10 protein-coding genes are annotated in these 15,260 nt (G+C 33.0%); all 10 read right to left on the bottom strand.

The window, feature by feature from the left end; genetic code table 11:
- Nucleotides 1-3: 3 nt before the first annotated feature.
- Entirely contained in the window at nucleotides 4-1,983 is a 1,980-nt protein-coding gene (mutL, locus tag OZJ21_RS04855; RefSeq protein WP_003706593.1) for a DNA mismatch repair endonuclease MutL, read from the bottom strand.
- A gap of 9 nt (nucleotides 1,984-1,992) precedes the next feature.
- Nucleotides 1,993-4,623, bottom strand: a complete 2,631-nt coding sequence (gene mutS, locus OZJ21_RS04850) for a DNA mismatch repair protein MutS (protein WP_268857515.1) — start codon at nucleotides 4,621-4,623, stop codon at nucleotides 1,993-1,995.
- 166 nt (nucleotides 4,624-4,789) lie between these two features.
- Entirely contained in the window at nucleotides 4,790-6,355 is a 1,566-nt protein-coding gene (gene rny, locus OZJ21_RS04845; RefSeq protein WP_003700566.1) for a ribonuclease Y, read from the bottom strand.
- Nucleotides 6,356-6,529: 174 nt separating this feature from the next.
- Nucleotides 6,530-7,675, bottom strand: a complete 1,146-nt coding sequence (recA, locus tag OZJ21_RS04840) for a recombinase RecA (RefSeq protein WP_003700567.1) — start codon at nucleotides 7,673-7,675, stop codon at nucleotides 6,530-6,532.
- Nucleotides 7,676-7,867: 192 nt separating this feature from the next.
- A complete protein-coding gene (pgsA, locus tag OZJ21_RS04835) occupies nucleotides 7,868-8,455 on the bottom strand; it encodes a CDP-diacylglycerol--glycerol-3-phosphate 3-phosphatidyltransferase (RefSeq protein WP_003706586.1) in 588 nt (195 codons plus the stop codon).
- A 51-nt stretch (nucleotides 8,456-8,506) separates the two neighbouring features.
- Complete coding sequence (locus OZJ21_RS04830) at nucleotides 8,507-9,433, bottom strand: helix-turn-helix domain-containing protein (RefSeq protein ID WP_268857514.1); 927 nt, start codon at nucleotides 9,431-9,433, stop codon at nucleotides 8,507-8,509.
- A gap of 80 nt (nucleotides 9,434-9,513) precedes the next feature.
- Nucleotides 9,514-10,239 (bottom strand): elongation factor P 5-aminopentanone reductase, encoded by a 726-nt coding sequence (gene ymfI / locus OZJ21_RS04825; RefSeq protein WP_160996018.1) that lies wholly within the window; start codon nucleotides 10,237-10,239, stop codon nucleotides 9,514-9,516.
- 5 nt (nucleotides 10,240-10,244) lie between these two features.
- Entirely contained in the window at nucleotides 10,245-11,546 is a 1,302-nt protein-coding gene (gene yfmH / locus OZJ21_RS04820; protein ID WP_268857513.1) for an EF-P 5-aminopentanol modification-associated protein YfmH, read from the bottom strand.
- 12 nt (nucleotides 11,547-11,558) lie between these two features.
- Complete coding sequence (gene yfmF / locus OZJ21_RS04815; protein WP_268857512.1) at nucleotides 11,559-12,821, bottom strand: EF-P 5-aminopentanol modification-associated protein YfmF; 1,263 nt, start codon at nucleotides 12,819-12,821, stop codon at nucleotides 11,559-11,561.
- Between the two features lie 141 nt (nucleotides 12,822-12,962).
- On the bottom strand, nucleotides 12,963-15,245 hold the full coding sequence (locus OZJ21_RS04810; protein WP_268857511.1) for a DNA translocase FtsK: 2,283 nt from the start codon (nucleotides 15,243-15,245) through the stop codon (nucleotides 12,963-12,965).
- Between the last annotated feature and the right edge of the window lie 15 nt (nucleotides 15,246-15,260).

Raw genomic sequence — 15,260 nt, 5'->3', positions numbered from 1 at the left:
CTACTAATCTTCTTCTAAAATTCCGGTATGATGAGGGTCTTGAATTCGTTTAAACATGTGCTCCAGATCTTTATTGGAAAGTTTCACCAATACTGGACGACCATGTGGACAGTTAAAAGGATTTTCACAAGTCTTTAACTGTTCTAAAATCGATTTAGCTTGCTTATCATCTAGATGATGGTTTGCTTTAATCGATCTTTTACAACTCATCATAATTGCGGTTTTTTCTCTAAATTTAGCGATACTTAATTTCCTATCTTTTAAGAAATAGTCTATCATTTCACGAATAATTGACTCTTCTTGCCCTTCTTTAAACCAAGTAGGATGTTGTCTAATAATATAAGTATTTTGTCCAAAATCTTCTAAATATATACCTAATTCTTTCAATTTATCCACATTTTCATTAATAATCAATGAATCGGTTGTTGGGTACGTTAAAACAATTGGTACTAACAAATTTTGTTGAGTTGGAGATACTTTTCCTATCTCTTCACGATAATACTCATATTTTACACGCTCTTGTGCAGCATGTTGATCTACAATATATAATCCCTCTTCGCCTTCAGCAAATAAGAAAGTTCCATGCATCTGGCCAATGTAGCGTAAAGTTGGAAATCTCGGTGCATCTTTTCTTTCGTCATCCACTGATCCACTTTCTTCTGCTATAGATGTAACTTCCGTTTCTTTATTCCGAGATTGATATTTTTCATCCCACTCTTTTACTCTATCAGATTTTAAATCTTGTTTATCTTTAATAATTATCGGACTAAGCTCTACTTTAGTTTCTTCCTTTATTTTTTCATTAGTTTGAGTTTGACTCTCATCTTTAGTCAGTTTTTCTCCAACTAATGCTGCTGTCACTTCTGGTGTTATTCCTGTTCGATGCTGTTTAGTTTGATATTGTTTAGAGGCTTCATTTAGTCCTACTTTTAATTGCTCAAAGTCTAATTTTTCCTTAGTTTTACTTTTAATATTTTGCAACCCATCAGGAATTAGATTTTCTTGACCTATTCTTTCAAAAATAGTCTTCTTAATAAATGTAACTAATTCATCTTCCTTACTAATTTTTATTTCTTGCTTTGTAGGATGAACATTAACATCTACTAGAGTAGGATCTAATTCTATTGACAAGACCGTTATCGGATAACGACCCGTCATTAATTTTGAACCATACCCTTCAATTACTGCTTTAGTAAGTTGAAAGTTCTTAACATAACGTCCATTTACCAACAAACTGATATAATTTCTTGACGCTCTTGTTAATTTAGGTAAAGAAGTATATCCACTTATTTTAAAATCTAGATTAGCCTCCTCAAACTTTACCATTTGACGAGCATTTTGAACTCCATAAATTGCACCTATTGTTTGCTGCAAGTTTCCATTCCCTGCAGATTGCAATAATTGACGTCCATTATTTGTTAACGAAAGTGCTACGTCAGTATGACTCAAAGCTAATCTATTTACAATATCACTAATATACGACAATTCTGTTTGAACAGATTTTAAATACTTTAATCTTGCAGGTGTATTATAAAATAAATCTGAAACCGTAATAGTAGTACCTTCACGACTTGCGCTTAGTGTTTTTTCAAGTACTTCTCCACCCTTGATATGAATTTTAGTTCCTGCTTGACCAGATACAGCTGTTTCCATCACTACATCTGAAACAGAGGCAATACTTGGTAAAGCTTCTCCTCTAAAACCTAATGTATGAACTTTAAACAAGTCTTTTCTATCGATAATCTTACTTGTTGCATGACGTTTAAAGGCTGTTTCAACATCTTCAGCCTCAATTCCATTTCCATCATCAATAATCTGAATTGATTTTAATCCGGCATCTTCAATAATTATATCAATCTGCTTTGCCCCAGCATCAATAGAATTTTCAACTAGCTCTTTTACAACAGATGCCGGCCTTTCAACTACTTCTCCGGCTGCAATTTGATTAGCCAAAATTTCTGAAAGTTCGTGAATTTTAGCCATAACCTATCACTAACCTTTCTTATTGAGTTCTTTTTGCCATTTGAAAACAATATTCATTACATCCATTGGTGTCATTCCCATTAAATTAGCATTCTTAATCTCTTTAAGTATTTTACTTTGATTAGAATCTAAACTTACTGCTTCGGGTTGGAACAACGACAACTGTTCTTCTTGAATCTCCGAAGTTTCATTTTCATTTTTTTCTTCAATATGCTTTTCTTCAGTGTAACTTTCTGTTGATTCTACAGTAAAATCATTCTCACTCTCTAACTTATTTAAAATGCTGTCAGCACGCTTTAAAAGTTTATCTGGCATACCAGCTAGCTTAGCAACATGAATCCCATATGATTTATCAGCTGGACCTTCCTGCATTTTATGCAAGAAAATCAACTCACCATTTTTTTCTATTGCACCTACATGGACATTTTGTAATTTATCCAAACTTTCATCCAGGATTGTTAATTCATGGTAGTGAGTAGAGAATAAGGTTTTAGCATGGATATTATTGTGTACATACTCAATTATTGCTTGAGCTAAAGCCATGCCATCATAAGTAGCAGTTCCTCGACCAATTTCATCAAACAATAGCAAACTATTTCTAGTTGCATTCATTAAAGCAACATTTGTTTCTTTCATTTCTACCATAAATGTTGATTCACCAGAAATTAAATCATCTGCCGCTCCAATACGTGTAAAAATTTGGTCAAATATTGGCATCTTAGCAGATTTAGCAGGTACAAAACATCCAATCTGTGCGATAACTACAGTTAAAGCTAATTGTCGCATATACGTACTTTTACCAGACATATTAGGCCCTGTTATCAAAAGTACATCTAGATCATCATCCATTTTAATGTCATTTGGAATATAACTCTGCTTACCCATAACTTTCTCAACCACTGGATGCCAACCATCCTTAATATCTAAACTATGATTGTCAGTAGTTAATTCTGGTTTTACAAAATGTCCCTGCTCACTTACAGTAGCAAAACTTTGCAAAACATCTAATGCAGCTACAGCACCTGCTAATTCCTGGATACGCTGAATCTCATCTTTTATTTGATCACGAATACCAGTAAAAATCTTGTATTCTAGCTCTTTAGCTTTACTTTCTGCTCCTAAAATTAGTGATTCTTTTTCTTTCAATTCAGGAGTGATAAATCTTTCAGCATTAGTTAATGTTTGCTTACGTTGATATCTATCTTCAGGCAATTTACTCAAATTTCCCTTAGAAACTTCAATGTAGTATCCAAAAACTCTGTTGAATCCTATCTTTAAATTATTTATTCCAGTTGCTTGACGTTCTTTAGCTTCTAGTTCTGCTAACCATGCTTTGCCATTTTTCATAGCATCTACGTATTCATCTAACTCTTGGCTATATCCAGGCTTTATCAAATTACCATCAGTCACAGAAATTGGTGGTTCGTCTTCAATTGCTTGTTCAATCAAATCTGCAATATCTTCAATTGGATCCAATTTGTCAAAAATTTCATCAAATGTACTATCATTATTTAATTCTTGAATAATATATCTAATTTGTGGAATATGTTCCAATGATGTTCTAAGTTGGATTAAATCCCGACCGTTAACACTACCAAATGCAACTTTTCCCGCTAATCTTTCTAAGTCATAGACATTAACTAATTCTTCCTGAAGTCCACTTCTTTCAAAATAGTGGGTTAATAAATTCTCAACCATTGATTGTCTAGCTTCTATTTCTTTTAAATTAATCAAAGGTCTGTCAATCCATTGCTTTAATAGACGACCGCCCATTGCAGTTTTAGTTGAATCCAGCAACCACAATAACGTTCCTGATTTTTTCTGAGTACGAAGATTTCTTAATAATTCTAAATTTCTTTTTGCATGATAATCCATCTTTAAATATTGTGATGGCTTATAATGTACTGCTCGCTGTAAATGTGATAAAGCACGTTTTTGAGTAATTTTCAGATAGGTAATTAAATGTTTAATTACTTCAACTTCAACACTATTCTCAACATCTTGACTAGCAAAACTTACTTCTGAACTATCTTCTGTATCATTTTGTTCAGAAATTAAAATCTTAAGATTCTTAATTTGATTTAAAACTTCATCGTTTACACTTGAGTCAACCACAATTTCTTTCGTTCTAAGACTGATTAACTCATTTAATATTGTGTCAATTGTATTTAACACAGATACTTTAAGTTCACCAGTTGATAAATCAACATATGCAAAACCATATTGATTATTTTCAAAATGTAAAGCTGTTAAATAATTATTTTCCTTAGCTTCACCCACGGACTCATCAATTATTGTCCCCGGTGTTACCAGCTGAATGACCTCACGCTTTACCATCCCTTTAGCTTGCTTAGGATCTTCAACTTGTTCACAAATGGCAACTTTATAACCTTTATCTACTAAAATATCTATATAATTTTGTGCAGCATGATGAGGTACACCACACATTGGAATTGGATCAACTGCTTTTTTATTACGTTGTGTCAATGTCAATTCTAAAATTTGAGATCCTTTAATTGCATCATCATAAAACATTTCATAAAAGTCACCCAAACGATAGAACAAAAAGGCATCCGGATATTGCTTTTTTATCTGCATATATTGTTCCATCATTGGTGTTTGCTTTGTTTTCTGAGGCATTCTTTCTAAAGTCCTTTCTAAAAATATATTTATTTATACGTCCAAAATTTACGTGCAAGTATAATTTTAACATGTTTTTTTATTAATTGCTTTCAATTAATTAACGAAAACTTACTTCACGATACTTAAAAAGCCGAGAAGATAAAATTCTCCTCAGCTTCATTAATTACTTAGCATATTCAACAGCTCTTGTTTCTCTAATAACTGTCACTTTAATATGACCTGGATATTCTAACTCATCTTCAATCTTCATTCGAATATCTCTAGCCAAAACAGTTGCTTCTAAATCGCTAACCTCATTTGGTTGAACAATAACTCTAACTTCTCGACCAGCTTGAATAGCGTAACTCTTTTGAACACCCTTAAATTCGTTTGAAATATTTTCCAATTTTTCAAGACGATGGATATAATTTTCTAATGATTCACTACGAGCACCTGGTCTAGCAGCTGAAATTGCATCAGCAGCAGCAACTAAAACAGCTATTACGGATTTAGGCTCTGTGTCTCCATGATGCGAAGCAATTGTATTGACAACTGTCTCACTTTCATTATATTTCTTAGTGAGTTCTACACCAAGTTCGACATGTGAACCCTCAATCTCATGATCAACAGCTTTACCAATATCGTGTAATAATCCTGCACGTTTCGCCAATATGACATCTTCGCCTAACTCAGCAGCTAGTATTCCTGAAATTTTTGCAACTTCAATTGAATGATTCAAAACATTTTGACCATAACTTGTACGATAATTTAATCTACCAATAGTCTTAATCAAGTCTGGGTGCATTGAATGAATTCCTAGGTCAAAAATAACTTCTTCACCTATTTCACGAATTTTTGCATCCATATCCTTAGTAGCCTTATCAACCATTTCTTCAATTCTTGCTGGATGAATTCGACCATCCTGAATTAATCTTTCTAAGGCCATTTTAGCAATTTCTCTTCTAACTGGATCGAAACCACTTAAAACGACTGCTTCTGGCGTATCATCGATTATTAAGTCAATTCCAGTCAATGTTTCTAAAGTACGAATATTTCGACCTTCACGTCCAATTATTCTACCCTTCATTTCATCATTTGGAAGATTTACTACAGATACAGTTGTTTCAGATACCATATCTGCAGCACTACGTTGAATAGCTTGAGCGATTAAACTCTTAGCTTTTCGGTCAACTGTAGCTTTAGTTTCTTCTTCACTTTCCTTAATCATTACCGCACGCTCATGAATTAATTCTTCCTTAGTTTCATTCAAGATTAATTCCTTAGCTTCGGGTCTTGTCAATGCTGCAATTTCTTCAAGTTTATCTTGTTGCTCTTTTACTAACAAAGATGCTTGTTCTTTTTGCTTAGTTACAACTTTTTGATCAGAATCTAATTGTGCTTCTTTTTTCTCTAAAACGTCCTCACGTTTATCTAAAGCAGTATCTTTTCTATCGAGAATTTCTTCTCTTTGTAACAAGCGATTTTCCTGACGTTGAATTTCAGATCTGCGTTCCTTTAGTTCACTTTCTATTTCAGAACGATAACGATGATTTTCTTCTTTAGCTTCAATAATCGCTTCCTTCTTACTTGCAGCAGCTTCTTTTTTTGCTGTTTCAATGATACCAGTTGCTGTTTGGGTTGCTACATCTAAAGCTTGTTCATAACTACGCTTACGATAAGCTACCCCCAACGCAAAACCAATAACTAAAGTCGCAATGGCGATGGCGAGGATTGTAATTGCTATAATCACACTTGCACCTCCACACCATTATTTATATTTAAAATGTCTATACTAATTGATGTCATTGATTAATACACACAATAATATTTTAATGTTTGTTACATGCTTATGTCAATAATTACTTCTTTTCCCTCGAAAATAAACGACTTAAAAGCAAAACTTTCAAGCCGTTTAAATAACTAATTATTCGTCACTATCATTTACATCTAAAGATACTTCTTCAGAATCATCTATATCTGCAGCCTTGTCATCCATAGCAGATTGAGTAGTATTCTTATCTTGAGATTCAGGTACATTTCCATTTTCATCCGGTATACCGTATGCTTCTCTGACTTTGATATTAATTTCATTCATCTCGTCTTCATGTTCACTAAGATATTCCTTAGCATTTTCACGTCCTTGACCTATTCTTGTATCTCCATAAGAGAACCAAGAACCACTCTTGTGAATGATATCCTTTTCAACAGCCATATCCAGTAATTCACCAGTTTTAGAAATACCTTCACCATACATAATATCAACTTCAGCTACTTTGAATGGTGGAGCAACCTTATTTTTCACAAATTTAATCTTAGTTCTATTACCAATAATTTCAGATTTTGCCTTGATTGCTTCGGAACGACGCACTTCCATTCTAACAGTTGAATAGAACTTCAAAGCACGACCACCAGGAGTTGTTTCGGGATTTCCAAACATAACCCCTACTTTTTCACGAATTTGGTTAATAAATATAGCTACCGTCTTCGTCTTATTGATTGTACCTGAAAGTTTTCTCAAAGCCTGTGACATCAAACGAGCTTGCAACCCAACATGAGAATCACCCATTTCACCTTCAATTTCAGCTTTAGGTACTAAAGCGGCTACTGAGTCAACAACAATTATATCAATTGCACCAGATGAAACCAAAGCATCAGCAATTTCTAAGCCTTGTTCACCAGTGTCTGGTTGTGAAAGTAGTAATTCATCAATGTTTACTCCCAATGCAGTAGCATATGCAGGATCCAAAGCATTTTCAGCATCGATATATGCTGCTGTACCACCACGTTTTTGAACTTCAGCAACTGCATGTAATGCAACTGTTGTCTTACCAGAACTTTCTGGACCATAAATTTCAATAATACGTCCTCGTGGATAACCACCTACACCTAATCCTGCATCAATAGCAATTGAGCCACTAGAAATAGTAGAGATCTTTGTATCTACCTTTCCTCCCATTTTCATAATGGAACCCTTACCGAACTTTTTCTCAATCTTTTTTAAAGCTGCATCTAAAGCTTTTAATCTTTCTTCAGGTTGATCGCCTTGAACTTTATTTTTGTCATTAGCCACTTACAATTCCTCCTCGTTTCATCTTAATATAAAGAAGAACTTTTACTCTATTAATCATACTGATTTATACGGTAAATATCAAGAGAATCGAACTAAAGTTCACAAAAATTCTTCTTCAAAAATAAATTACGCAAAAATCTTTGTAATTCAAAAAAATGTGAGAAGAACAATTCTTCCCACATAATCAAAAAATTATTTTCCAAATGAATCGCTGAAAATATCTTTACTATGATAAAAATAATCAATACCGGAATAAACTGTAAAGAATAAGCAAATATATAATAAAATTTCACCTATTGGAATACTTACAGCTGCAAAGAATACATCGTTTAAGAACAAGAATAAAATTGAAAACATTTGTGTAAAAGTTTTTATTTTTCCTGGCATTGCAGCCGCTATTACTTCTCCATCATTTTCAACTACAATTAATCTTAAACCTGTTACTGCAAGTTCACGACATACGATGATTGCTGCAATCCAAGCTTGTACCTTTCCCATTTGCACCAAAATAATAAATGCCGTCATAACTAACATTTTGTCAGCCAAAGGATCAGCAAATTTACCAAAGTTAGATACCAAATGTCTGCGACGAGCAATCTGTCCATCAGCAAAATCAGTAATTGAGGCTACTGCAAATATAATTGCACCCCATAATGATGTTACAGGAATTGTTGTTCCTGCAATTATCACATCACCCCAGTTTAACGGTAATAATAATACTAACATGAAAACTGGAATCAATAAGATTCTAATGATTGTCAATTTGTTAGGTAAGTTCAAATTAATCACTCCTTAATATAAGGGAGTGAATATCCACTCCCTAAGTTAACGTTATTCATTAGCAACGTTAACCGTAATTTGACGAACAGTTAATGTGCTGTTTTCTTTTAAGAAATCAAACTTTTTACCATTGATTGTAATATTAGTTACATTTGAATTACCTAAACTAATATTAAAACTTGTAGTACCTTCTGGCAATGTTACTGTATGAGAAGCACCGTTTTGTAATGTACCTTGCCAATTTGCTGTACCGTTAACTGAGATGCTGCTCCATGCAGAACCACCTTTAGAAGTAAACCTAATCTTATTCTTCTTAGCAGGGTTTGTTAATGAGTAAGTAAATCTTGAACCACTAACAGCTGTATTAGTAATCTTTTGTCCCTTACTGCTCTTAGAAGATTCACTGCTAGAACTACTTTCTTTCTTGCTTGAACTACTGCTTACTTCTTCAGAAGAAGACTCTTTCTTAGAAGATTTCTTTGATGAGGATACATCTGATGAAATAGACACATTTGTACTTGAAGCAGCTTGGTTAGCTTCCTTTTTATTTCCAGCAACTACAAAGTATATGGAACCTATAATGATAACCACAACCCCAACAATAATGATTGTTGGTAAATAATGCATAAACTTATCAAAGTTTTGACTAACTTGACTTGGAGTACTTGATTGTTGTTGTCTTCTAACTGCTTCTGTTCTTGTTTTAGCCTCTGTTGGCTCTTCTTCAGTTTCTTCGACTTTCTTCTTACCGGCTTGTTCATCAAGTTCTGATAATAATTTATCTGCTTTTATACCAACTGTATCAGCATATTGTCTGATAAAAGCACGAACATAGAAATCTCCCGGAAGTGCATCAAAGTTATTTTCTTCAATCGCTATCAAATATCTTTTTTGGATTTTGGTAATTTGTTGAAGATCATCTAAAGTATAATGCTTTTCATTTCTAGCATTTTGTAAAGTTTTTCCAATATCAGTCATTGATACTCTCTCCATAATCTAAAATCTATTGTTTTCGTATAATAGTATAGCATACTACAATAAAAATATTAATGCTATTTTTATTGTAACCAACCACCCGTCACATATATTGTCTGCCCTGTTAGATACTCTGCTCTATCTGCTAATAGACAAGTTACCCAATAACTTATTTGATCAGGTTGTGCCAGTTTTCCCATTGGAATATCCTCTGCCACTTGTTCTTTCACATCAGAAGAAAACATATTGTTCATTCTAGTATCGACTGCACCTGGAGCTACAACATTTACTGTAATTCCTAATGAAGCTACTTCTTTGCTATAGGCTTTTACAAATGCACTCAAAGCACCTTTAATCGTACTATATCCAACTTCCATGGCACTACCATATCCACCATAAACAGAACCTATAAATACTATTCTCCCTAAACTAGAACGTGCTAATTTTTCCTCTAGCTTTTGCAATAGGAATAAAGGATATCTAAGTTGCATTGTTAACATTTCATCAAATTCTTCCATTTTTAACTGGTTAAACAATCCGTACTTAGTTGTTCCTTCAGCAAAAATAACAGCATCTAAACTAAAAACTGAATTAGTCAACTTATCTATTTCAGAAATTTTTGACATGTCACTTTGAATGATTAAAAATTCTTGCTTACTATATTCACTATCTAGCTTATTATATAATCTTTTAACTTTCTCATAAGAATTATTATAATGAAGATATAATGACCAACCTTGGGCAGCTAAATCATTAGCTATTTTTGATCCTATATCTCCTGAAGCACCTAATATCAAAGCCCATCGCATTATTTTCACCTACTCTCTGGTAATAATTCATAAATGCTAATAGCATCTTGATTGAGAAATTCTTCAGCAGTTTCTACAACATCTTCTAAAGTTATCTTTTCTAAAATTTCCACCATATCAAAAATTGTTGCATCATCATACAATCTACCTTCATAACGATTAGCAATACTCTCTAGTGAATTCATTGAACGAATAATACTGCCTAGAAATTCTTTTTTAGATAATTCAAATTCTTCTGCCCTGTCTTCTAATAAATCAGGTGCTTGGACTATTAAGTCTTCAATTTTCTTTTTGAATTCTTCAGGTTTACTTGTACTTCCGCTTATCATCGCAAAATTAAATCCACGTTCAAATTGAAAATCATATCCAAAACTATCATCAATAATATTTTCGTTGTACCATTGTAAATATTCTTTAGAACTTTCACCAAACAAGATATCTAGTAATAGTTGGACTTTCAACTTATAACCTATTGCTTCATATCCGCGCAATTGTTTACCTAATCCCTTTATACCAATTGCAACTTTAGGTAATTGTAAATCCATTTTTCTGGTTCTTGAAGAAATTATTATCTTATCTTCATCTTCTTTAGAGAATGGAGCTCGTACAATCTTTTCTGTCTTAGAGAAAGTTTTTTTAGCTTGATTTTTCTTAATTAGTGAAATCATCGCCGTTTCATCAAAATTTCCCACTAAAAACAAGGTCATATTACTAGGTTGATAGAATGTATTATAACAATCATATAAATCTTGCGCTGTTATTTTACTAATCGACTCAATTGTACCTGCGATATCTTGGCTAATTGGAGTATTAGGATATAAATTCTCTATTAATCCAAAATATAACTGCCAGCCTGAATCATCATCATACATCTTTATTTCTTGCCCAATAATACCCTGCTCTTTTTTCACAGACTCTTCAGAAAAATAAGGCTCTTGAACAAAATCTAGCAGAATTTCTACACATTTTTCTACATTCTGTGTAGCTGAAAATAAATAACTTGTTCTTGTAAAACTTGTAAAAGCATTGGAATCCGCTCCATACTTTCCAAATAATTCAAAAGCATCATAATCTTTCTTTTCAAACAATTTATGCTCTAAAAAATGTGCAATTCCTGCTGGATAAACTTTCATATCCTTTTTTCCATAAGGAACAAATTCATTATCAGCTGAGCCATAATTAGTAGACATGATACCATACACTTTATGAAAACTTTTCTTTGGTAGAAGCTTAACTTTTAATCCGTTATCCAATTCTTCACTATAAATGGTTTCTCCAAATTGTGTGTATTCCTTCTTTTCTAACACTATATCACCTCACTAATTAGTTCCTAACATATAAGTAGCCTGTAGTTCGACCATTTTTGCAACTTTCATCACATCGTCTTTGGTTACACTTTGCAAATTATCCAACCATTCTTCAACAGTAACATTGATTCCAGTTAAAGCTGCAGATTGCGCCCTTAATAAAGCTGAAGTTTGACTATCTAAACGAGAAATATAACTACTAATCAAATTATTCTTATTTTGTTCTAACAACTCGTCTTCAAAATCACCTTTTCTTAGTCGTTCTAGTTGCTTTAAAATTAATTCTTGAACCTTATCCTTGTTAGTATATGAAATTCCAGTTTGAACTACTAATAATTGTCTAAATGGATCAAAGTTACTATTAGCATAATATGCCATACTCATTTTTTCTCTCACAACGGTGAATAATAAACTTAATGCTGAACCACCAAATAAACTATTGAAAACAAGTGCTGCATAATGCAAATCTCCACGATATACAACTGGCAACCTAAATGCCATATCAAACTTACTTTGAGATAAAGGTTCTTCATCAATTTGTGTTACAATCTCTTGTTTTATCTCTTGAGTATAACTCATGCTTGCTCGTGAAATATTTCGCGCCTTAAATGGTAACACAGAGAACTTATTTACAACCTCATCAGTATTAACATCTCCAGAAATCATAATTTCTACTCTATCAGTATTTAGCATTTTTTGATAAGCATCCATTAAATCAGAGATTGTTAACTTCTCAACATCTTCACTTTCACCAAATGATGGTACTTGTTGAATCTCATTATCAAAGTAAAGCTTTCTTAATTTTGCTGTAGCATAAGCTTGCTTATCTTCTTTAATAGAATTCAAATATGTAATAGTGTTGTTTTTCTGTCTGGTAAAAGTTTCTTCATCAAAGTTTTTATTTTCCCCCACTTTCAATGGATTGAAAATAATTTCTTTTAAAAATTCAATTACTTCTGAAAGTAAATCTTCATTGCCTACTAGATACTTACCTTCAATATAATCAATACTAAAATTAATAAGTTGATAATTTCCACGTCTATCAACGGAACTACCAAAACTAGCACCGTACATTTGAGATAATTTACGTGCAATATCAATTTGTGTAGGATAGTTTTGGCTACACATTTCTAAATAGTTAGCCAATAATGCTCTTTCAGCTAATTCTTTTTTTGATTCTATATTTTTAACAAATGATATAAAAATTCTCGTTGTCTTAAATTGTTTAGAAGGAATGATATTTAAATTCACGCCTTTGACTAATTCTATACGCAAAAAAACGCCTCCTTAATTCATAATCTACTATAATGTATGATACACTTAAAAACAATTAAAAAATGGCATTTTGAAATCATCAACTAACTAAATGTATTAATTAGCCTTATAATTCCAAATAATGCCATTTTATAATACTCACTAATTATCTTGACTATATAATACCTTGCGTGGTTTACTACCTTCTTGAGGGCCAACAATTCCACGTTTTTCCATTTCATCGACAATTCTAGCTGAGCGATTATATCCAATCCTAAATCGTCTTTGAAGCATTGACACACTACATTTCTGTTCTTGTCTGACAAATTCAACTGCTTCACCAAACAGCTCATCTTCAGCCTCTCCGTCAGCTTCATGTTGTAATTCCTCATCAGATACTTCCATCGACTCATCATACTCAGCTGGAAGTTGTTCACGAACAAAGTTGACCACATTCTCAACATCAGAATCTGAAATAAACGCACCTTGTACACGTACAGGCTTATTCATTCCCATTGGTAAGAATAACATATCCCCACGTCCAAGTAATTTCTCAGCTCCAGACTGATCAATAATTGTACGTGAATCAGTTCCACTCGATACAGCAAATGCCATTCTTGATGGTACATTTGCCTTAATCAAACCAGTAATAACATCTACTGATGGTCTTTGTGTAGCTAAGATCATATGGATACCAGCCGCACGAGCCATTTGAGCTAATCTAATAATTGCATCTTCAACTTCATTAGAAGCTACCATCATTAAATCTGATAATTCATCAACAATTGCCACAATGTATGGCATTAAAGGTTCTTTAGAATTATTATCATGATTTTGTCGTTGAATCATCGCATTATATCCAGAAATATTACGTTGCCCTGTATTAGCAAATAATTCGTAGCGTCTTTCCATTTCCGAAACTAACTTATGCAAAGCTCGCGATGCTTTTTTCGGATCAGTTACAACCGGTGTTAATAAATGTGGAATTCCATTATAAACACCGAGCTCTACTTTTTTAGGATCAACTAACATTAATTTCACTTCATCTGGAGGACAATTCATCAATAAACTTGTAATGATGCCATTAATTGCAACTGACTTACCACTACCTGTCGAACCAGCAATTAATAGATGTGGCATCTTAGCCAAATCAGCAGTGATTAAACTACCCGAAACATCGCGACCAATCGGTACTTCCAAAGGTTTACTAGAATCCTTCTTTTGTGAAGAAATAATATCTTTAAACGATATTGTTGCCACTTTTTTATTAGGTACTTCTATACCAATTAATGATTTACCAGGAATTGGTGCTTCAATACGAATGTCTTTAGCTGCTAATGCCAAGGCCAAATCATCAGCTAAATTAACAATCTTGCTAACTTTAACTCCAATTGCTGGATGCAGCTCATATTTTGTAACCGATGGACCTAAAATTGTATTTTTTAGTTCTACATCTACACCAAAACTCTTAAATGTCTCTTTTAATATCTTCTTATTTCGTTGAATCTCTGCTTTTTCTTCACTTTGGTCAGTAGGTGGCACATCCTGTAACAAATTAACTGATGGTAATTGATAATTTTCTAAAGTTGGATGATTCTTTACTACAATTTCTTGCTCATCCTCACTTTTTTCTTCAACTGGTTGATTCCAGTCAGTCAAATCATCTTTACTATCATTATCTACTTCAAGTTTTTCCATATCTGCTACTGGTGTAGGCAAATCTCTTTCTTCATCATCGCTATGAGTAATTTCGTTTTCTTTAGCTTTTTCAATTGCCTTTTCCTGACGCGCTTTTTTAATTTGCTTAACTCTGTCATTCCCTTTACTAATTGAATGTGAAAAAGCAACTACTACTTTTTTTGTTTCAGAAATCACCCAATATAGACTCTTGCCTAAATACTCGAAAACTTGTCGATATGCAATATCAAACAATAAACATAAGCCAGCTATAAAAATTAAAACTGCAACAATATAAGAGCCTATCTGTGCTACCAAAAACGAAGTTGCGCTATATAATAAAGCTCCTGTAATTCCACCGCCAACAGCACTACCAACACTACCAGAAATAATATCTGAGCTTAAATACTGCCAAGTTATATCAACAAAATTGGCATGTAAATCAAGTTTTTGAAATAGTAGTACTTCTAAAAAAAGTAGTACTCCTAAATAAGCTAATAATACACCGCCTATTTTCTTTCTAGGAATTATCGGCTGTTCTCCCATTGATAACAAATATGTTCCATATCCTATTAGTAACACTACCGCTACTTTATAACTATCACCAACAAATATCCTAAAGACATTTGCCAGTAAAACACCAAGGTATCCCAGATTTAATAACCCTAAAATTCCAAATAGAATAAAGCAACCACCGACAACTCGCTCAGAAGTTTGTTTTTGTATTTTCTTTTTTGTCTTTCTTTTTGTTTTCTTTCTTCTAGCCACAACGATAGTCCTTTC

Source organism: Ligilactobacillus sp. UO.C109 (assembly GCF_026847815.1).
In the GTDB taxonomy this organism is placed as follows: domain Bacteria; phylum Bacillota; class Bacilli; order Lactobacillales; family Lactobacillaceae; genus Ligilactobacillus; species Ligilactobacillus salivarius.
This window is presented reverse-complemented; position numbering and strand designations above follow the sequence as displayed.